Consider the following 20,197-nt stretch of genomic DNA (forward strand, 5'->3'; position numbering starts at 1 on the left):
TAGCCGCCCAAGCCCCCCGCCCCTACACCCGGCACAACCGGGTCCCGCCGACCGCGCCGTCGTCAAATAATGAGTATTCGTGTTGCGCTGCACCACCGGACCAGCTACCGGTACGACCGACCCATCAGCATCGGCCCGCAGGTGATCCGCCTGCGGCCGGCGCCCCACTCACGGACGCCGATCGAGAGCTACTCGATGCAGGTCGGGCCGGCCGACCACTTCGTCAACTGGCAGCAGGACCCGTTCGGCAACTACCTGGCGCGGTGCGTCTTCAACGAGCAGGCGACCGAGCTCGACATCACGGTCGACCTAACGGCGTCGCTGTCGGCAATTAATCCCTTCGACTTCTTCTTGGAACCCAACGCCGAGAAGACCCCCTTCTACTACGACGAAGAATCGCAGCACAACCTGAAGCCCTACTTCGCCACGAACGAAGAGAGCCCGGCGCTCATGGAGTTGCTGGCGACGATCGACCGCACGCCGCGGAAGACGATCGACTTCCTGGTCGATATCAACCAACTGCTGCAGCGCGAGATCGGCTACACAATCCGGCTCGAACCGGGCGTGCAGACCTGCGAAGAGACGCTCACCAAGCGCACCGGCTCGTGCCGCGATTCGGCGTGGCTGATGTGCCAAGCGCTACGGCATTTGGGTTTCGCGTCGCGCTTCGTGTCGGGCTACTTGATCCAGCTGACGGCCGACCAGAAGTCGCTCGACGGCCCGTCGGGCCCCGAAGAGGACTTCACCGACCTGCACGCCTGGACCGAGGTGTTCCTCCCCGGCGCGGGCTGGGTGGGCCTCGACCCCACGTCGGGCCTCTTCGCCGGCGAGGGTCACATCCCGCTGGCCTGCACGCCACAACCGACGTCCGCCGCGCCGATTAGCGGCGGCCACGAGCCGTGCGAGGTCGAGTTCGACTTCGCAATGTCGGTCGAGCGCGTCCACGAAGACCCGCGCGTCACCAAGCCGTACACCGAAGACGAGTGGATTCGGATCGAGTCGCTGGGTCACGAGATCGACCGTCATCTCGAAGCGGGCGACGTGCGCCTCACGATGGGCGGCGAGCCCACGTTCGTCTCGATCGACGACATGGACGGCGAAGAGTGGCAGACCGCCGCGGTCGGCCCGAACAAGCGCCGCCTCGCCGACAACCTGCTGCTGCGCCTGAAGCGGCGCTTCGGCAAGGGCGGACTGCTCCACTACGGGCAGGGCAAGTGGTACCCCGGCGAGCAACTGCCACGCTGGGCCCTGTCGTGCTACTGGCGCGCGGACGGGCAGCCGATCTGGGAGAACGACGAGCTGTTCGCCAAGGACGGCGTCTCGTACGGCCACACGGCCGACGACGCCCGCCGCTTCGGTAAGGCGCTCGCCGAGCGGCTGGTCGTGAACCCGGAGCACGTCATCGACGGCTTCGAGGACGCCATGTACTACGCATGGCGCGAGCGGCGGCTGCCGGCGAACGTCGATGTCCGCGACTCGAAGCTCGACGACAAAGAAGAACGCACCCGCCTGGCGCGGGTGTTCGAGCAAGGGCTGACGAGCTCGGTCGGCGTCGCCCTGCCGTTGCAGTTCGCTTGGTGGGAGTTCCAGCCGCGTTGGCGAAGCGGCAAGTGGATCGTGCGGTCGGAGGAGATGTTCCTGCTGCCGGGGGACTCACCGATGGGCTATCGATTGCCGATCCAATCGCTCGTCTACGACGACCGGCCGGCGCACGCCAAGGCGTTCCTCGAGGCCGACCCCTTCGACGCCGAGCGCCCGCTGCCGATGCGGGAGCGTCTGCGGCGCGCGGTGCCCGTGCCCGTCGGCGTCGCCGGCGGTGGCTACGGGTACGGCGGCGGTGGCGGAGACTACGGCCACCACGACTTCCAGTTCCAAGGACGCCACCATGACGGCAACGGCGCCAATGGCGCCGGCCACGGCTATGGCGACAACGGTCACGGCCACGATCCTTCGCAACCGCAACATCCCTTGCCGGAAGGAAGCGCTTCGCGGTTCGATCCCTACAAAGCCGACGTCAACTACAACGACCCGTCGAACCTGATCCGCACCGCGATGTGCATCGAGCCGCGCGGCGGCACGCTCCATATCTTCATGCCGCCGATCGAACGGCTGGACGTGTACCTCGACCTGATCGCCGCGGTGGAGGAGACCGCCGAGGACCTGCAACTGCCGGTCGTCCTTGAGGGCTACCTGCCCCCGCACGACAGCCGCCTCAAGCATATCAAGGCGACGCCAGACCCAGGAGTCATCGAGGTCAACGTCCACCCCGCCCACAGTTGGGACGAACTGGTGGAGATCACGACCGGCGTCTACGACGACGCCCGTGAGAGCCGCCTCGGGACGGAGAAGTTCGACCTCGATGGCTCCCACACCGGCACCGGTGGCGGCAACCACGTGGTGCTTGGCGGCTCGACGCCAGCGGACAGCCCCTGGCTGCGTCGCCCGGACCTCTTGAAGAGCTTCCTTGGCTACTGGAACAACCACCCGTCGCTGTCGTACCTGTTCAGCGGCAAGTTCGTTGGACCGACGAGCCAGGCGCCGCGCGTTGAAGAGGCGCGGGCCGACAACCTCTACGAACTCAAGATCGCCTTCGAGCAGGTCCGCAAGGGCGAGCACACGCCGCCGTGGTTGGTGGACCGGATTTTCCGTCACCTGCTTGTCGACGGCACCGGCAACACCCACCGCGCGGAGTTCTGCATCGACAAGCTGTTCTCCCCCGACACCTCGTCGGGCCGGCTCGGCCTGCTCGAGTTCCGCGCCTTCGAGATGCCGCCGCACGCGCGGATGAGCCTCACACAGCAACTGTTGCTGCGGGCGTTGGTCGCTCGGTTCTGGGAGACACCCTACGAAAAGCCGCTGGTTTCCTGGGGCACCTCGCTGCACGACAAGTGGATGCTGCCTCACTTCATTTGGCAGGACTTCGAGGACGTCATCGAAGCGACCCGCGCCGCGGGCTTCCCGCTGGAGCGTGATTGGTTTGCTCCGCACCTTGAGTTCCGCTACCCGTTCATCGGCCAGTTCACGCAGCGCGGCGTGAACGTCGAGCTGCGGCGGGCGATCGAGCCCTGGTACGTCCTCGGCGAGGAAGGCGCCCCGGGCGGCACCGCGCGGTACGTCGATTCATCGGTCGAACGCATGCAGGTGAAGGTCAATGGCATGACCGACCCGCGTTACGTGCTGACCTGCAACGGCCGCCGCGTGCCGCTCCACCCAACCGGCGTGCAGGGCGAGTTCGTCGCGGGCGTCCGCTACCGGGCGTGGCAGCCGCCGAGCTGCCTGCACCCGACGATCCCGGTAGACGGTCCGTTGGTGTTCGACCTCGTGGACGAGTGGATGGACCGCTCCGCCGGCGGTTGCCAGTACCACGTCGGCCATCCAGGCGGGCTTAACCCGCAAACTTTCCCTGTCAACGCCCTGGAGGCCGAGACCCGTCGGGCGACGCGATTCCTCGCTTTCGGTCATACGGCAGGTAAAGCTATGATGAGGGACGACGGTCCTAATCCCGAGTTCCCGCTCACGCTCGATCTCCGCCGCGGCAAGCATTGATGCAGAGTCAGGCGCAGTCTCTCGGTGGTCCGGCAAGCACCGCTCCGAATAGCGCCGAGCCTGGATCGCTGTTCGCTGAGTACGCGCCGATCGCCGGCGTCTACGACGAGATGCTCGACGAGACGGGCCGTTCACGGCCCGCCTGGAAGGGCTTCCGCTCGCAGGTCGCGCAGATCGGCGAAGTCGAGCTGCTGCGCCGCTGGACGCAGTCGCAACGGCTGATCAACGAGAACGGCATCGTCTACAGCGCCTACGGCGACGCCGAGGGACGCTACCGCCCCTGGGCGCTCGACCCCTCGCCGCTGCTGCTGCACGAGAGCGAATGGGGCGCCATCTCGCAGGGCTTGTCGCAGCGGGCTTCGCTGCTCGAGCTGCTGATCGCCGACCTCTACGGCGACCAGCAGCTAATCACCTCGGGCCTGTTGCCCCCGGAGGTGGTCTACTCGCACCCGGGCTACCGTGTGGCGTTGCATCGCCCACCGATGGCCAAAGGGGGTCGGCCGCCGAACTTGCTGTTTTACGCCGCGGACCTCGGCCGCTCTCCGGACGGCCAGTGGTGGGTCTTGGCGGATCGGACCGAAGCGCCCTCGGGCGTCGGCTTTGCGCTCGAGAATCGGCTGGTCACTTCACGGATGCTCGCCGAGTCGTTCCGCGAACGCCGCGTCCGGCGTCTTGCGCCGTTCTTCCTGCAACTGCAAGCGACATTGCGTCGCTGGGCGCCCGCCGGGCGCACAAACCCGACCATCGCGATTCTCAGCCAAGGCGCCGCGCACCCCAATTACTTCGAAGACGCTTACCTCGCTCGCTACCTCGGCTATCTGCTCGTCGAAGGCGAGGACCTCACCGTTCGCAGCCGCCAGTTGTGGATGAAAACACTCGACGGCCTCGCGCCGATCGACGTGCTGGTGCGGCGGCCCAGCACCGACCAATGCGACCCGCTCGAACTGGGGGGCGAGTCCCCAGTCGGCGTAGCAGGCTTGGTCCAGGCAGAACGCGACGGCGCCTTGCTGGTCGCCAACGCTTGCGGCAGCGGCCTGGTCGAGTCTCCGATCTTTATGTCCTTCTTGCCACGGCTTTGCCAAGAGCTGTTGGGCGAAGACCTCCAGCTGCCGGGCGTCGCCACTTGGTGGTGCGGCGACCCCGAGGCGCTCGAGTACGTCATCGAGAACCTCGACACCCTGATCCTCAAGACCGCCTTCCGGCGCCGTGGCCAAGAGTCGTTGCTCACCAACAAGCTGCGCAAGTCGCCGCGTGACGCGCTGGTGAAGATGATCCGCAGCGACCCGGTCAACTTCGTCGCCCAGGAGCAAGTGAACCGCTCCGCGTCGCCGACCTATCGTCAAGGGAAGGTGCAGCCCGCGCGGGTGGCGCTGCGGGCGTTCGTCGTCGCGGGTGACGGCGATTACCACGTGATGCCCGGCGCGCTGGCGCGGACGTCGATCGACTCCGGGCCGCTGGAGGCGACGCTGCTTACGGGTGAAGGGAGCAAGGACGTCTGGATCGTAGGAGACAAGCCGGTCGAGGTAGTGACCCTGCTCCCCGGCGAGCACGAGTCGATCGAACTCGTACGGATCGGCTCTGAGCTCCCCAGCCGTGTGGCGGACAACAGCTACTGGTTCGGGCGGCAGCTCGAACGAGCGGACGCCGCGGCGCGGCTGGTGCGCATCGTCGCGACGCGGCTGAGCAGCGAAGGCAACGCGGCGGACTTTCCCGAGCTGCCCGCCCTGATCCGCGCGTTGGCGGAGAAGGGACAGATCGAACCCGGCTACGCCCTGGCCGAGATGCGCGAGCGGTTGCCGATGGTTGAGCTAGCATTGCCGCGCGAGGTGCTGAACCACACACAATCGAGCTCACTTGCGGCGACGGTCGATCGGATGTTCGCGTCGGCCGCCAAGGTGCGAGACCGGTTGTCGCGCGACACCTGGCGGATTGTGCTGCGGGTCTACGAGGACTTCCGCAACCAAGACGCCGGCGGGGCCAACCTCACCGACGTGCTGAATCTGACGAACGAGCTGATCATCGACCTTGCGGCGCTGGGCGGCATGGTGGTCGAGAGCATGACGCGAACGCAGTTCTACCGCTTCCTCGACATCGGCCGGCGCCTCGAACGCGCGATGCAAGCGATCGACCTCTTGCGGACTTGCCTCGTCGAGTCGCGCGACGTCTCCCCTGCCCTGCTCGAAGCGCTCTTGGAGTCGGCCGACAGCCTGATGACCTACCGCGCCCGCTACCGCGCAAGCGTCAAGCTGGCGCCGGTGCTGGATTTGCTCGTCACCGACGAAACCAATCCCCGCAGCATCGCCTACCAACTCAACACGCTCGAACGGCACATCGGCAAGCTGCCCCGCGCGGACGACGGCGGCCCCGGCGCCCCGCCCGAGCAGCGGCTGGCGCTCGCCCTCTCGCACACCGTGCGGATGGCCGACATCCGCGAAATCTGCGAGGCGTACGAACTCGACAACCCACGCCCCCTCACTAGGCTGTTGTCTGACCTCGAACGCGACCTGCCCGCCTTGTCGCACGCGATCTCCTTGAAGTACCTGGCTCACTCCGGCCCACCGCGTCAGCTCGCGCCGACGTGAGGCTTGAGGCTTCGTCCTGTAGGAGGCGTCGCCGACGCCGATGACGCGCAACTGCTAAGAGACCGAAATCGGCGTCGGCGACGCCTCCTACAAATTTCATTCGCGCTGCCTAACCGCCCTGCCAAATCCAATGCCCCTCGTCCCCCGCCCCTAGCCCCCCGCCCCTCCCCTTGCGCTACCGCATCCGCCACTCGACGAAGTACGCCTACAGCGACACGGTCGCTGTGTGCCACAACTTGGTGCGGCTCGCGCCGCGGGCGTTTGGTGGGCAGACGCTCGACTCCTACCGGCTAATCGTGTCCCCCGACCCATCGGACTGCGCCAAGCGGACGGACCTGTTCGGCAACCGAGTCGAGTTCTTCTCGATTCAACGGGCCCATCAAACCCTGACGCTGACGGCGATCAGCGACGTCGAGGTCCATGAGCAGCCGCTGCTGCCGGCGACGTCTCTCCCGTGGGAGACCGTGCGGGACTCGTTCCGCTTGCCGGGGGACGCCGACGCCACCAAGGCGTATCGCTTCGCGTTTCCCTCCACGCACGTCCCACGGAACGCAACCCTGCGCGACTACGCGTCGACATCCTTCACTCCCGGCAGGCCGATCCTCGACGCCGCTCGCGACCTCACCAGCCGGATCCACGCCGACTTCAAGTACGATCCCCGGGCGACGACCGTCAGCACGCCAGTGCTGGATGCGTTTAACGCTCGCGCGGGCGTGTGCCAGGACTTCGCCCACGTCGAGATCGCCTGCCTGCGGTCGCTGGGGCTCGCGGCGCGGTACGTGAGCGGCTACCTGCGGACGATCCCGCCGCCGGGCAAGGCTCGGTTGGTGGGCGCCGACGCGTCACATGCGTGGCTGAGCGTCTATTGCGGCGCCATCGGCTGGGTGGATTTCGATCCGACGAACGATTGCATCCCGGGAACCGATCACATCACCGTCGCGATCGGCCGCGACTACGCCGACATCAGCCCCATCCAAGGCGTCTTCGTCGGCGGTGGCTCGCACACGATGGTCGTGTCGGTCGACGTGGAGCCTCGCGACACTGTCTAACTTGGTTCCGAAGAATGGGACACGGATGGACGCGGATTTAAAGAATAGCCGCGGATACAATTCAAGAAGCAATCCGCGTTTATCCTTTTCATCCGCGTCATCCGCGTTCCATTCTTTTTTCTTTTGAATCGATGAAACCAGACTCAACGGTTCGCGTCGCCCTGGTGCAGATGGCCTGTAGTGGGTCGCGAGAGTCCGTGCGTGACCGCGCCGAGGCCTACGTCCGTCAGGCGGCCGATGACGGCGCGCAGGTGGTGTGCTTGCAGGAGCTCTTTGACGCGGCCTACTTCCCGCAGGAGGTCGCCGTCGAGCGCTACGCGCTCGCGGAGCCGCTGCCCTCGCCGACGACCGAGCGTTTCGGCGCGCTGGCGGCAGAGCTCGGCGTCGTGTTGATCGTGCCGATCTTCGAAGAGGCGCAACCGGGCGTCTACTTCAACTCGGTCGTGGTCTTCGACGCCGACGGCGTCGACCTCGGCAAGTACCGCAAGACGCACATCCCCGACGGGCCACAGTACCTCGAGAAGTACTACTTCACGCCCGGCGACCTCGGTTACAAGACGTTCGCCACGCGGTTCGGCAAGATCGGCGTCGCGATCTGCTGGGACGAGTGGTTCCCCGAGGTCGCGCGGATCATGGCCCTCCAGGGGGCGCAGGTGCTGTTCTACCCGTCGGCGATCGGCACCGAACCCGACCGGCCCGGCTACAGCTCGGCCGAGGCGTGGCGGACCGTGATCCGCTCGCACGGCATCTGTAGCGGCGTCTTCGTCGCGGCGGTGAACCGCGTCGGCACGGAAGAAGCCATGACGTTCTACGGCGAGAGTTTCGTCAGCGACCCGTTCGGCGAGATCATCGCCCAAGCCGACGGCACAGAGCAGGTCTTGATAGCGGACCTGCCGCTGGGCCGCGTCCGCGAGTCACGCGAGCTGCTGCACTTCCTGCGCGACCGCCGCATCGACACGTACAAACCGCTCCTAAAACGCACCATCGAAGAAGCGTAAGCGCGTTGAGTTCCCCTCCTTTTCAGGGAGGGGTTAGGGGAGGGTCCGCGTATTGCTACGCTAGGGAGGTCGTCCGCAATGAGCGTTCAGACCCTCCCCTAGCCCCTCCCTGAAAAGGAGGGGGACAAAAAGCGATGCACGCACCAGTTAACACCGACCCGCTCGCTTGCCTCTCTCCCGCGTGGGCCCGGGTCGTCTGCGAAGTCATCGAACGTGGCGAGGGAGCGTACCTCTACGCCAAGAGCGGCAAACGCTACCTCGACTTCACCAGCGGCATCGGCGTGACCAACACGGGGCACTGCCACCCGGTGGTCGTCGAAGCGGTGCGGTCGCAGGCGGAGCGGCTGTTGTTTGGGCAGATGAACTGCGTCGTCCCCGAGACGGCGATCGAGCTGGCCGACCTCTTGCGGCCGAAGCTACCGGAAGGTCTCGATACGTTCTTCTTCGCTAACTCCGGCGCCGAGGCCGTGGAAGGCGCGGTGAAGCTTGCGAAGGCCGCGACGGGTAAGCCGAACGTCATCGCGCTCGAAGGGGGCTTTCATGGCCGCACGGCGATGACGATGGCGCTCACCAGCAGCAAGACCGTCTACCGCGCCGGCTATCAACCGCTCCCCGGCGGCGTTTTCTACGCGCCGTTCCCGTACGTCCTCAATCACGCCGACTCGGGCCTCCAGTTCGTTGATGACGAGCACCTGTCGGATTACTGTCTCTCACGGCTGGAACACGTCCTGGCGTCGCAGTCGGCGCCGAGCGAGACGGCGGCCGTGCTCTTGGAGCCGGTGCTCGGTGAGGGGGGCTACGTCCCCGCGCCCGCGACTTACCTCAAGGGACTGCGCGAGCTGTGCGACCGGCACGGCCTGTTGTTGATCGCCGACGAGATCCAGAGCGGCTTCGGCCGCACGGGTGACTGGTGGTACCACACCCGCGCCGGGATCGCGCCCGATATCCTGACGATGGCGAAGGGGATCGCGTCGGGCCTGCCGATGTCGGCGATCGCCGCGCCACGCGAGCTGATGGCGAAAATGGGCCCCGGCATGCACGGCGGCACCTATGGGGGCGGCTCGGCGATCGCCCAAGCCGCGGCGATCGCGACCATCAACGTTCTGGAAAGCGAGAAGCTCGCCGAGAACGCCGAGAGGCTCGGCGCGTACCTCACCGAAAGGTTGCGCGTCTTCGCCGCTCGCTTCCCCGATCTTCGCGAAGTGCGCGGCCCCGGGCTGATGGTCGGTTGCGAGTTCGCCGCCGGGGCGACGGGCAAGGCCCAAGCCGGCGGCGTCGCGAAACACTGCGCCGAGAACTCCTTGCTGCTTCTCACCTGCGGCACGCACGGCAACGTCGTCCGCTGGATCCCACCGTTGAACGTCACGCAAAAGCAGCTCGACGACGGGTTGGAGGTCTTCGAGCAATCTCTCTTGGCGATTCTCTAAGATCAACCTCAAAGTATCGAAGGAACGAAGAGACTAATCATGCCTTGCCTTCGTTCCTTTGTCACATCGTGCATAATCTCTGAATGACTAGATCGATCCATCTCGTTACCGAAATCCCCGGGCCGCAGAGCAAGATCCTTGTCGCCCGGCGGCATGCGGCGACTCCCGCGGGGCTGGCGCATTCGACCGGCGTTGCAGTTTCGCATGCTCATGGCGCGCTTGTTACTGACGTCGACGGCAACACGCTGATCGACATGGCGGGCGGGATTGGCATGCTCAACGTGGGGCACACGCCGGAGGCCGTCGTCGAGGCGATCCGTGACCAGGCCGGCAAGCTCATCCATAGCTGCGCGCTGGTGACAACCTATGAGCCGTATGTCGAACTGTGCGAGAAGCTCAATGCAGCCGCACCAGGGCACTTCACGAAAAAGACCTTGCTGTCCAACTCGGGCAGTGAGGCCGTCGAGAACGCCGTGAACCTGGCTCGCTACTACACGGGCCGGCAGGGGGTGATGTGCTTCGATGGCGCGTACCACGGCCGATCGCAGCTGGCGCTGTCGCTCACGAGCAAGTACGCGCTGTTTAAGAAAGGGTTCGGGCCGTTCAGCGGCGAGGTCTACCGCGTTGCGACGCCCAACGTCTATCGCGGGCCCGCGGGGCTCGACGAAGAGGCGTTCATCGACTGGACGATCGCCGAGTTCGATAACGCTCTCATCGCGCGGGTCGATCCGGCGGGGGTCGCGGCAGTGATCATCGAGCCCGTGCAGGGCGAGGCGGGCTTTGTCCCAATCCCACAGCGGTTCATGGAGCACCTCCGCAAGCGTTGCGATGAACACGGCATGGTCCTCATCGCCGACGAGGTGCAAGCCGGCATGGGACGGACCGGCAAGCTCTTCTCAATCGAACACACAGGTGTCGTCCCCGACGTGATCGTAACGGCCAAGTCGCTCGGCGCCGGGATGCCCATCGCCGCGGTGATCGGCCGGGCGGATGTCATGGACTCGGCCCACAAAGGCGGCGTCGGCGGCACCTTTGGTGGCAATCCCGTCGCGTGCCGCGCGGCGATCGAGGCGCTCAATCAGATCCAAAGTCCTGAGTTCCAACAACGGGCCCATGAAGTGGGCGAGCGCATGCGGCTGCGGCTCGAATCGTGGCGAGAGAAGTTTCCGCTGGTCGGCGACGTCCGTGGGGTCGGCCCAATGCGGCTCGTGGAGTTTGTTCGCGATCGCGACACGAAGACGCCGGCGCCAGACGAGACGCTGGAGATCATCCAACGCGCGGTCGCAGCCGGACTGATCCTGATCCGCGCAGGCCTCTACAGCAATTGCATCCGTCTGCTGCCGCCGATCGTGATCACCGACGAGCAACTGGAAGAGGCGCTCGATGTGCTCGAAGCGGCGATAGCAGCGCAGTAGCGGACTTCTTGCTCAGCGAAGACCAGATGGAATTCGAGTGATCTCACTTCGAGCCTATCTGCACGATTCTCGGGCTACTGACGCGGCGGAGGATGTCAGCAAGCGCTTTCAGCTCATTATTGCCCTTTCACTCAAACACTGATTCGTTTTCGCGAAGTTGCGTGCGCATTCTTGACTCGCCTCGTTAATTGGATATGACAGGGGCGCAGAACGGGTAAGGCTTTCATTCCCGTCGCCATCTTTTCTTCAAGCGTCGCTGTCGGGCAGGAAGACGCGCTCTTGATTGGCTGTTATCGATCGGCCGCTGACGGCTAGCCCAGCGGCGTGGACAGCGTCTTTGCGTAGCGGAACCTAAGCGGTTTTGTGACGGCTCGTGCCGGGAGAAGCCCGGCCGTCGTACGCCGCCCTTCTGGTTCTGCGCAGCGACCAGCCTGCGGCGTCTTTCGGGTCGGCGCGTCGCGGTTGGGCCTCTACTCCTCCCGGCCCATCTTCACTTCAGAGTGAGCTAATCCCATGTATCGCAACTCAGTTCGTCTTGTCGCGATCTTACTGGCGGCCATCGGCTCGCTGGCCACCGCGGCGCCGTATGTCCCGGTGGTGCTCCCGCCGGGGGCGATCCCCGCCTTGGGACCCGGCGTGATCCCTGCCCCGGGGGTCTTCGGCAAGGAGTACTCGCACAACATCGACCACGACTTTATGGGCGGAGTCGATCCCGAACAGGTCGTCGCCTGGGACGGGCTCGGCGGAACTCTCGACGGCATCGACTACAGCGGCAGCCGCGGGCCCAACTTTCCGCGGGAAGAAGAGGTCGACGCCCTCGCCAACCACGGCGATGCGCTTTACACGAGCCTCTACAATCCGAGTAGCGGGGCGATGCCAGATACCGCCCACCTGGTCTTCACAATCGACGACGCCGTCGCCGGATACGGCGGCCCCATCGGCCCAGGGACTCTTATTCCCGCCGTGCCAGGCGCCTTCGTCCCACCTAGCGGCCCTGTGGCCCTGTCCAACGGCAACACCATCGGTGGATCAGCAGACATCTCGGTTGAAGAGGCTGGCGTCTACGCCGGCTTCGCCGTGCAGCATCTCTGGACACCCGCGCCACTAGTCAACGGAATGGCGGCGATGCGTGACGTCGATGGCCTTGAGCTCTGGGGCCCGGAACCGGGGACCGCCGCCGACTCGAACAAGTACTCGCTCGACGTCGATGTGACAACCGGAGGCGCCTCCGTGTGGAACTATGACCTCGGTCTTGGAACGAGCTCGCCGTATATCAGTCACGCCCTGATCGTCGACGCGGTCGAATCACTCCTAGGGACTGTCCCTACGACGGCTTTCTCCAGCAGCGGCGATTTTCCGGGCCGGGAGGCGGTAAACCTCGACGCTATGATGGTGCGGGACATTATCGGAGACGACATGATCTTCGAGACCGACCCGGCCGGCGTCGGCAGTGACTCGATCATCTTCAGCATCCGTCAAATCGTTGACCCGGCCGACCCGGATGGGTTCTATGCGACCGGAAGCGAGTTGTTTGTGTTGAATGCTCCGGTGGCCGGCGGTCCGGTCACGGCGGGCTATCTCTTCCACGGCGGCCACTTCTGGGACCACGCCTATGCGATATCGGACTTGCGGATCGCGGGAGCCAACGCCCTGGCATACATCGATGTCAACGGCATCGAAGCGATTGGCGAACTCGTTGTTCCCGAGCCTTCCACGCTCGGAGTGGCTCTCATCGGCTTTGCTATGGCCGCCGCTAGGCGACGCGTCGGATAGCTAACGCAGAAGGCGGCCGGCGCGTTGCGCCGGCCGCCTTCTCTCTATGGTTAATCGAATCGTGATAGCGATGCCGACTCAAACTTCACTGCGACAAGAACAGCGGCAAATCGGAGTGGTGGATCGTTTCGAGAACTGTGTCACCAAGCACCTTCCGAGAGATAAGCGTGCGGTGGCTGTTCCCCATCACGATCAGATCGGCGTTCCACTCATGGGCCGCTTCGAGCAGGCCTTTCCTGGCGTCGCCGGGCTGGTAGTCCAACTCGACATCGATGTCGTGGGCCTCGAAGTAGCCCGCGGCGTGTGACAGGTGCCGTTGCCGCCGTTCGTAGTCATCGCCGAAAGCCACGACCCGCACGGTCGCGTCGGGCCAGAGCCGCATCTGGACAAACCGCCGCATCGTCTTCGCCGACTGGGGCGAGCCGCTGTAGGCGATCATCACCCGGTTGATGGGTCGGTACTTGGGCCCGGTGGCGATCAGCGGCCGAACGCCCCCCGCGATCAGTTTCACCATCGTGTCGGCGGCGTTGTAGTGGGCCTCCCCCGCAACGCCGTACTCGAAGAGTCCTCGCAGACCGATCAGCGTGAGGTCGTGGTAGCGCGCCTGCGAGATCAGGTAATCGAACGGCTCGCTGCGTTCTTCTCGCAGCACCTTGTAACGGAGACCCGCGGCGGTGCACGCATTCTCGAACGCAACCACGGCAGCGGCGACCCGGTCGCGAGTCTCGGCAAAGCGGTGTTCGCGCATCTCAGCCGCCATGGCTCCGGCCCCGATCGGCGCCGGGCCGAGGCTACCGAGCTGGGCCGTGTTGACGATTGTAACGCCGGTGAGCAGCGCCTCGTTCCGGCGAGCCAACTCGATGGCGGTCTGCGTGGCGGCTTCGGTGTAGCAAGCGCCTTCAGTCCCCATCCCGCCGAGGCCTACTAAGATCGATCGGTTCATCGCCGCGCTCCTTTGCTGAGCGACTGCTAGCGAGCACCTCAATCGTCGATCTCACACGCTCGCAGTCGCAACGTCGCGTCAAGGTGACTAAAGTGAATGGCAGTCAGGCCATACCGGAGACTTTACCCGTCCCTACTTATAAGTATAGCGACGTATTCAACGGCTGGAGGGCCACAAAGCGACCCGCGGCCAATTGTCACGCACCCCTACAGCTCCCTGCTAGAAGCGTTGCGCCAATACTCATCGACGCTCTAGTCGAGTCAGCATCGTCAGTCCAACGATCACTGCAAACGCGACAGTTGTCGGCTCGGGGACCGATAGGGTTGCGCCCCCGGTCGTTGTCCCGTAATAGGCCGACCACACCGCATAGTCGGTCTCTGAGACGACGCCGTCGCCGTTGGCGTCCGCTGGATTGCCGGCGTCGATCACGCCGACATTGTCGCGATAGACCGTGTAGTCGGCGGCATCCACATCGCCATCTCCGTTCAAGTCGCCGATGGTGCGGGGGTCGAACACGTCGGTCGGGTCCCAGAAGACCGTGTCGAGGTAGACCGTTGCATCCGACGAGCCGAACAGTTGAACCGAGTCGAGCGACACGTTGACGCCATCGATCTGGCCGTTGCCGCCGGCCCACGCATCCCATTGGGACGCATCGTCGAGAAACCACTTGTACTCGTGCCACTCACCGTCGGCGATCACCGGCTTACGAACGCCGCGATCGCCCGTGTTGGGATCGTCAATGCCGAGCGAGACTTGCAATCCGGGGTCCGTGGTCTTTAACCAGAAGCCAACGGAACCGATCGATTCGAACTGCAAGTTGGCAATCTGCTCTGCCGCGTTTTGCGATCCATCGAAGTCGCTGTACTTGGCGCCGGCGACGTGCCGCATGAAGAACTCGCCGCCGATCGTTTCGTCGTAAACGACGTCGATCCGCTGCGAGTGCGAGCCTTGCTGGGCCGTCGAACTATCGCGCACCGCATCGGAGCCGGCGAGGTTTGCCGTGGTGCTGCCCGAGAACGTTGGCGAGCGATGGAAGACACCTTCGTTGCCGTCAATGATCCCATCCGACACTCGGCCGCTGCCGTAGTCGTCGAACGTCGTCAGCACCTTGCGACCGTACGTAACGCCCGTGCCGGCGGTCGTCGCGGTGCGGACCTGGATGTCGGCGCCGTAGTAGTACTTGAGGATGTCGAGGTAGTTGATGGAGTTGTCGGATAGATAGTCGCCGCCGTTCTGCGACATGGCGCCGCGATTCGGCCAGTTCGGATTGTTGACCGGGTCTTGACCGATGAAGCCCAGCGGGGTGCCGAAGTTGTATCTTCCGACCAGACCCTCGGCGTAAGGGTAGGTAACATGCCGCTCGGTGTCAGTTGGGTCCGAATCCCCCGGCTCGTAGATGATTCCTGGGTTGTCCGGATTGAACGGTCCTGTGGGAATGGCCCCAGCTACGTAGAAGGAGGCGAGCAGTACGTCGGCCTGGGCTCCTAGGTTATCCCGCACCCAGAGAATCTCGCCCTCGGTGGCCGCGGCCGCTTCGTAGTGAATCTGCCGCGGAGATTGGCCGTTGCCGGTGTACACCTGATCGGAAGTGCCATCGTTGATGAACCCTTGCTGGGTCATCTTGTAGTAAGCAAAGGTCCGCGCGGCGACGGCCTGAGCCTTGAGCGCTTCGAAAGACGCTAGGCCATTCTCACTCTTCACAACGTTGGGGACGTAATCGCTCTCCGTCGGCTTGTTACCTAAGCCCGTGACGTTGATCGTGGGCAGCGCCGTGAACTGAGCCGCGACGTGACTCACCGACGCAACCCAGACAGACACCGCAGCGGCGGCGCCAACAAACGTCCTGACAACCAACTGCATAATTTTTCCTCATACAACTCGATTCGGTGCCGACACCGACGCTAAACGTCCTTTCAGCCTATCGACGGTCTCCGAGAGAGGCTATCGCGTTTGCGCAAACTCACCGGCCTGTCGCAAAGTATCCGAGGCACAACTGCCGCGTTCGTAACCCCGGACCCGCCGTGCGGGCACGCGGCCCAGGGGTGTCGAGACATTCGCATCGTCGCGAGAGAACTTGACTCCGTCTGCGTCCAAGAACGGCGCCGAAGACGGGCCAACCCTCTGCCGCGTAACTCGTTATCCTGCAACCCGTTGGCCGAGTGTCGGAATGGCAGACGCTCCGGACTTAAAATCTAAGGGCCGCCTACAACGCTCTATACAGCCCTACGGTTCCGCACTGGAATCGTAGGGCTTTTCTATTTTGAGGGGTCGGCTGGAATCGGCCGAAATCGCTGCCCTACTGAGTGCTTATTGAGTGTTAAGGCCGCTCTGGATTTCTTCTGGACTGTCGGCGGGCTACGCACTCCTCACGTAGCACTCAGCATCACACCACCGGATGGCTCTGCAACCGGCAGGAGTATTGGCACGGAGAACCGCACCCGGTTGGCGGTCCTTGTCGAAGTTTCCGCCATTTTATTGCCCCGGGCGTTCATCTTCACCACCGCGACGGCGACGCCTATCTCGCCGCCCCCTTCGTTGCTATTGGCTTCCGACGTGGTGATGGCGCGGTCGAAGTCGATCTCTACGAGCTTTCGCTTGCCGCGGTCGGTGTCGTTTGTGACTGGGCTTGTCTGCGGCAGCCCGGCGACCGCCATTACTCGCGGATCGATCTCCGCGCTCTTGTTGGCCTTATCATCCGCCAGCGCCAGCGATGCCCCTGCGACGGCCCGGACCACTTGGCAGATAGCCTTCTCGATAAGCTCATGGAGGTTCATCTCCGCTTGATCGTTCGCCATCCCGCGTCCCCACGAAGTCATCCCCACAGATCCCGTAAGCCTTCCCCTCGTCAGCATCGCAGAACCGTCCGGCCTTGGTGGTTTCGAAGTTCCGGCATCGCCCGTTGTGGCGGACGCCGGTTTCCGTGTTGAGTCAGTAGCGGCCGGGAGCGGAGTCGGTGTCGCTTTCGACGGTCGGGGACATCGGACGGGCGGCGCCTACCTCTCGGACCGCTACGGGCTCGGCAACCGAGACGTGTTGCGTGGGGCCGGCTTCCACGGGCGCAGCGAGTCCCTCCCGCCAAATTCCTGCCAGCCGCCATCCGGCCTGAGCCGCCCGAATCGTTGCCAGCCTCGCCGCCGTCTCGAAGCATTCGTGCGAGACACTGATGACCGGCATCGACTCGGCGCGACCTGCGAGCGTTCAAGAGTAAGGCGAAGGGGCTGTTGCAATTTGGGGACGGATTGAAGGAGGTGATGCTGCCCGTCATCTTCGGGCGGGTGTAGGAGCACTACCAGCGGCTTAACCCCCAAGGCAAGCCGGCCATCCTGTTTACCCCTGGCGTCGCCGAGTCCATCTGGTTCACCGAAATGCTCTGGAAGCGGGGCATCTCGGCGGCCCATATCGACGGCGAAAAGATCATCTATCAGCACATGACCGTCGTGGCGGACAGGGAGAGCCGCGCGGAGTTAAAGCGACGCAGCGAAGCGGGAGACATCGAGATCGTCAGCAACCGCTTCGTAATGAGGGAGGGCGTGGACTGGACGCACTTGGTCCACAGCGTCTTTGCCTGCACGTTCGGCGGTATCTGCGGCTACCTTCAATCGGGAGGCCGTGTGCTGCGGAATCACCCGTCGCTTGATCACGTCGTTATCCAGGACCACGGCGGAAACTACTGGCGCCATGACTCGCTGAACGCGGATCGAGTGTGGTCGCTTGACGACACCGAAGCGAAGATCGCCGATCGCCATGCTGAAGCGTACCGGGAGAAGAAAGAAGCGGAGCCCATTGTCTGCCCGAAATGCGCCAAGGTGCGGGCGAGGGGCGTGGCATGTCCGGCCTGCGGCTTTGCCTACAGCGGTCCAGGATTATGCAACTGCTAGCAAATGGACGTTTAACAAAGGACTTACGTCGATGATGCACTGCTGCGATAGCAGTCCGACGACGCTTAAGTCCTTATCTGAACGTGGTAACTGCTAGCCCTTGCATAATCCTGGTGAGCAAGCGGCTGGTGATCCAGACGGACGGATCACTGCGGGAAGTCATGGGCGACGTGTTCAGGCCGCCCCGCGTCTCGACCGACCCGGCCGACCACAACGCGTGGAAGGCGTGCGTCTTCCGCTGCCGCAACTCGGGTCGAACGTTCAATCAGGCGCGGGCGTTGTTTCAGCGGGAGAATAGCGGCCGTGTCCCAGGTCCAGACTTCCCGATGATGCCTACCAGCCAAGCCGAATGGTATCGCAAGGTCAGCGACGTCGTAGGGACGCGATCAGCGGGAGCCAATCGATAGTGCTCACGCCTAAGCAAGTGAAGTGGTTGCGGAGAATCGCCGCTTGGCGGCATCGGCTAGGCGAAAGCTTCCTCTCTGCGAACGATGCGTCGGGCGGCGGCATGGAATGCGTCTGCATTAGGACGGAGACACCGGGCGGTTTCCAGCGTTGTTTCGAGCTGTTTTTCTTCGACGAGACGGTTTACGTCATCATCCATCCGCCCGAGCCATCGCAACGAGTTCGACCAGATGGCGTTAACGATTCGCAGACTGTCAAAGTTCAGGAAGCGACTTCTCTTTGGGCGGTAGAGGGGACATCGTAATTTCTGGCGGCGTCAAGATTCTTGTCTTTCGAAACAAGCAGGTCGAAAGCGACAACCGATTTTCCAGCTCTTGCATCGACCCAGCATCCAACGCAATAGCCCTGCTCTGTGAACAAATCGAGCCGCTAATGAGAGAACCAGTTAGCGATGAGCGGTAGCCCCTGATGGTAGAACGGCGTGTCGCACGCCGAGTGGCCCCTGCGAGGGGACGACAAGTTGCGACACCGGACCCGACCCGCGGGCCGCATGGGAACCAACCGGTGCCACTTCCATGAGTGGGGCCAACCGAGCCAGCGGTGGGCAGGGTATAGCAAGTATTGCCGCGGCCAATCGACGGCCGTCCGAGCGGACGACGGAGTTTGGGCTCCCAATTTCTGGGCCTTCTTACCTGGGGGTTGGGGGCCCTTCGCTCTGACCGAACCGGCGAACCACGGAGGAGCCTCATTGAGGACTGGCCAGAAACTTTCGCAACGATGCTAAACGGAATCGCAAAGGGCGAGAGCGAAGGCAAGACCGTCTTGAGTGCGTCCTGCGAGCTAGTACGCGGGTTTCGAATTACGAGATAGTCAGCAAAACGCAGGTCTCCCAGTCAGAAGCCCTCTGACTCTAGTCTTTGCCTTCAGGCTCCGTCCTCACCTCATCACCCCGCCGTCTGGACAGCGCGCCGATTCCTCCGGTCCAGATGACCCCGGAGCTGGTTTGAGAGCTACCGACTCTCACCCGATCGAGATCCAGAGCATCACGGTCTACGACGCCGAGGGAGTGGCCTCTGAAGGCCTGACGGTGGCCCAGCCGACGGACCTCGAGAACGTAGGCGTCCGGGACTACCTGCTCATGTCGAAGGTCACAGGGGCCACCACAGCAGGGACGTACCGCGTCGTCCTCAGCTGGATCGGCGTCGACGAGGAGGAGAAGAGCGGCGGCATCCGCATCGTCGTCCCGTGACGAGGCGTGGTTAGCGACGAGAGAACAGGTTGAGTTTCCGAAGCGGATTCGCTCAGCAGCCTCGAGCGAAGCGAAGCAACAGGTGAAGGTAGATCCGAGGGGAGCCTCTCCAGAGGGGTGGCAACGGTTGCCACCCCAAGCAGTCGGCAGCAGTCATGAAGGAGGCCTTTCGCAGAGGAGCGGCGAGGAGGGGGTAGCTCAACAACAGGCCCCCCAAACCGAGCCCAAAACGAGAGCAAAACAGCCGAGTAATCAGGGGGCAGCCCCAAACAGCCGTGTTTTCCAGAGGATTTCGAGCCTTGTAGAGCTCCGAAGAAGCCGCCAGCAGCGGGTAGCAGTTTTTTGAGAAGTCAGTAGCAGGTTTTAGCTGGGAAATAGCGGGAGTAAGCAGTTTAGCAGTCAGCAGAAGTCAGGAAGCAGTAGTCAGAAGCAAGCAGCCAATCAGGCCCTCAGTAGCCACCAGAAGGCCTCAGCAACGATCAGCAGTAGTCAGTAGCCACTAGTAGCCATAAGCGAGCAGAAGGAGCCTATAGCAGTGAGCAGCGAAGCGACATGACCAAGTCAGCAGTGAGCAGTAGGCAGCAGTGAAGTTCAGCAGTCAGCCAAGCGACCAATCCCATCATCAACACCCCATTCCCACCTATTTTCCCCAGCGAAAACCCCTTCATTCCCAGTAGCGATCAGCGAGCAGTCTGTAGACGGCTGTAGAAGGCAGCGAGAAGCGAGCAGGAGCTAGAAGGCAGCGTCAAAGAAGCAGTCAGAAGTAGGAAGCAGGGTCCTCCTGTAGGTCCCTCTCGAAAGGTCATCCCGGCCGCGATTGAAGCAGACATACCGTCCGTCCGGTGAGTTTTGGTGGTTAGGGGCAGCTTGGTTCTGTCGCGACACGCGCGTCTGCCGCCCAAACCAAAGTCTTTCGGCACCAGGAACTGCCG

13 protein-coding genes are annotated in these 20,197 nt (G+C 63.8%); 10 read left to right on the top strand and 3 right to left on the bottom strand.

Annotated features, from left to right (window positions below; all coding sequences use genetic code 11):
* Nucleotides 1-69: 69 nt before the first annotated feature.
* The 7 genes from Spa11_RS14515 to Spa11_RS14545 all read left to right on the top strand — a co-directional run bounded on the left by Spa11_RS14515 (nucleotide 70) and on the right by Spa11_RS14545 (nucleotide 12,790).
* Entirely contained in the window at nucleotides 70-3,546 is a 3,477-nt protein-coding gene (locus tag Spa11_RS14515) for a transglutaminase family protein (RefSeq protein ID WP_145113477.1), read from the top strand.
* On the top strand, nucleotides 3,546-6,128 hold the full coding sequence (locus Spa11_RS14520) for a circularly permuted type 2 ATP-grasp protein (RefSeq protein ID WP_231933270.1): 2,583 nt from the start codon (nucleotides 3,546-3,548) through the stop codon (nucleotides 6,126-6,128). Before Spa11_RS14515 ends, Spa11_RS14520 begins: the two co-directional genes overlap by 1 nt.
* A gap of 170 nt (nucleotides 6,129-6,298) precedes the next feature.
* Entirely contained in the window at nucleotides 6,299-7,177 is an 879-nt protein-coding gene (locus Spa11_RS14525; RefSeq protein ID WP_145113482.1) for a transglutaminase family protein, read from the top strand.
* A 131-nt stretch (nucleotides 7,178-7,308) separates the two neighbouring features.
* Entirely contained in the window at nucleotides 7,309-8,175 is an 867-nt protein-coding gene (locus Spa11_RS14530) for a carbon-nitrogen hydrolase (protein ID WP_145113484.1), read from the top strand.
* A gap of 134 nt (nucleotides 8,176-8,309) precedes the next feature.
* Nucleotides 8,310-9,602, top strand: a complete 1,293-nt coding sequence (locus tag Spa11_RS14535) for an aspartate aminotransferase family protein (RefSeq protein ID WP_145113486.1) — start codon at nucleotides 8,310-8,312, stop codon at nucleotides 9,600-9,602.
* A gap of 83 nt (nucleotides 9,603-9,685) precedes the next feature.
* Nucleotides 9,686-11,017, top strand: coding sequence for an aspartate aminotransferase family protein (locus tag Spa11_RS14540; protein WP_145113488.1), 1,332 nt, complete (start codon nucleotides 9,686-9,688; stop codon nucleotides 11,015-11,017).
* 513 nt (nucleotides 11,018-11,530) lie between these two features.
* The gene (locus Spa11_RS14545; RefSeq protein WP_145113491.1) at nucleotides 11,531-12,790 is read left to right on the top strand and encodes a PEP-CTERM sorting domain-containing protein; all 1,260 of its coding nucleotides are present in this window, start codon (nucleotides 11,531-11,533) and stop codon (nucleotides 12,788-12,790) included.
* 85 nt (nucleotides 12,791-12,875) lie between these two features.
* Here the strand turns inward: Spa11_RS14545 and Spa11_RS14550 are convergent, their stop codons facing one another.
* The 3 genes from Spa11_RS14550 to Spa11_RS14560 form a co-directional block, all read right to left on the bottom strand.
* Nucleotides 12,876-13,733 carry a universal stress protein gene (locus Spa11_RS14550; protein WP_145113492.1) on the bottom strand — a complete coding sequence of 286 codons (858 nt, stop codon included), beginning with the start codon at nucleotides 13,731-13,733 and terminating at the stop codon, nucleotides 12,876-12,878.
* Nucleotides 13,734-13,973: 240 nt separating this feature from the next.
* The gene (locus Spa11_RS14555; protein WP_145113495.1) at nucleotides 13,974-15,593 is read right to left on the bottom strand and encodes a SpoIID/LytB domain-containing protein; all 1,620 of its coding nucleotides are present in this window, start codon (nucleotides 15,591-15,593) and stop codon (nucleotides 13,974-13,976) included.
* A gap of 506 nt (nucleotides 15,594-16,099) precedes the next feature.
* Entirely contained in the window at nucleotides 16,100-16,528 is a 429-nt protein-coding gene (locus Spa11_RS14560) for a hypothetical protein (RefSeq protein WP_145113498.1), read from the bottom strand.
* Between the two features lie 570 nt (nucleotides 16,529-17,098).
* Here Spa11_RS14560 and Spa11_RS14565 point away from each other — a divergent pair.
* From Spa11_RS14565 to Spa11_RS14575, 3 genes are all read left to right on the top strand, one after another.
* Nucleotides 17,099-17,611 (top strand): hypothetical protein, encoded by a 513-nt coding sequence (locus Spa11_RS14565; RefSeq protein ID WP_145113500.1) that lies wholly within the window; start codon nucleotides 17,099-17,101, stop codon nucleotides 17,609-17,611.
* A 113-nt stretch (nucleotides 17,612-17,724) separates the two neighbouring features.
* On the top strand, nucleotides 17,725-18,018 hold the full coding sequence (locus Spa11_RS14570; RefSeq protein WP_145113502.1) for a hypothetical protein: 294 nt from the start codon (nucleotides 17,725-17,727) through the stop codon (nucleotides 18,016-18,018).
* A 1,001-nt stretch (nucleotides 18,019-19,019) separates the two neighbouring features.
* The gene (locus tag Spa11_RS14575; RefSeq protein WP_145113504.1) at nucleotides 19,020-19,265 is read left to right on the top strand and encodes a hypothetical protein; all 246 of its coding nucleotides are present in this window, start codon (nucleotides 19,020-19,022) and stop codon (nucleotides 19,263-19,265) included.
* Nucleotides 19,266-20,197 lie beyond the last annotated feature (932 nt).

The sequence above is a fragment of the Botrimarina mediterranea genome, from assembly GCF_007753265.1.
GTDB classification, from domain to species: Bacteria; Planctomycetota; Planctomycetia; order Pirellulales; family Lacipirellulaceae; genus Botrimarina; species Botrimarina mediterranea.

What these genes read in the sequence shown, in the direction of transcription:
- Spa11_RS14515 (WP_145113477.1), top strand. Translation starts at nt 70, where the DNA reads ATGAGTATTCGTGTTGCGCTGCACCACCGGACCAGCTACCGGTACGAC.
- Spa11_RS14520 (WP_231933270.1), top strand. Translation starts at nt 3,546, where the DNA reads ATGCAGAGTCAGGCGCAGTCTCTCGGTGGTCCGGCAAGCACCGCTCCG.
- Spa11_RS14530 (WP_145113484.1), top strand. Translation starts at nt 7,309, where the DNA reads ATGAAACCAGACTCAACGGTTCGCGTCGCCCTGGTGCAGATGGCCTGT.
- Spa11_RS14535 (WP_145113486.1), top strand. Translation starts at nt 8,310, where the DNA reads ATGCACGCACCAGTTAACACCGACCCGCTCGCTTGCCTCTCTCCCGCG.
- Spa11_RS14540 (WP_145113488.1), top strand. Translation starts at nt 9,686, where the DNA reads ATGACTAGATCGATCCATCTCGTTACCGAAATCCCCGGGCCGCAGAGC.
- Spa11_RS14545 (WP_145113491.1), top strand. Translation starts at nt 11,531, where the DNA reads ATGTATCGCAACTCAGTTCGTCTTGTCGCGATCTTACTGGCGGCCATC.
- Spa11_RS14550 (WP_145113492.1), bottom strand. Translation starts at nt 13,733, where the DNA reads ATGAACCGATCGATCTTAGTAGGCCTCGGCGGGATGGGGACTGAAGGC.
- Spa11_RS14555 (WP_145113495.1), bottom strand. Translation starts at nt 15,593, where the DNA reads ATGCAGTTGGTTGTCAGGACGTTTGTTGGCGCCGCCGCTGCGGTGTCT.
- Spa11_RS14560 (WP_145113498.1), bottom strand. Translation starts at nt 16,528, where the DNA reads ATGGCGAACGATCAAGCGGAGATGAACCTCCATGAGCTTATCGAGAAG.
- Spa11_RS14565 (WP_145113500.1), top strand. Translation starts at nt 17,099, where the DNA reads ATGCTCTGGAAGCGGGGCATCTCGGCGGCCCATATCGACGGCGAAAAG.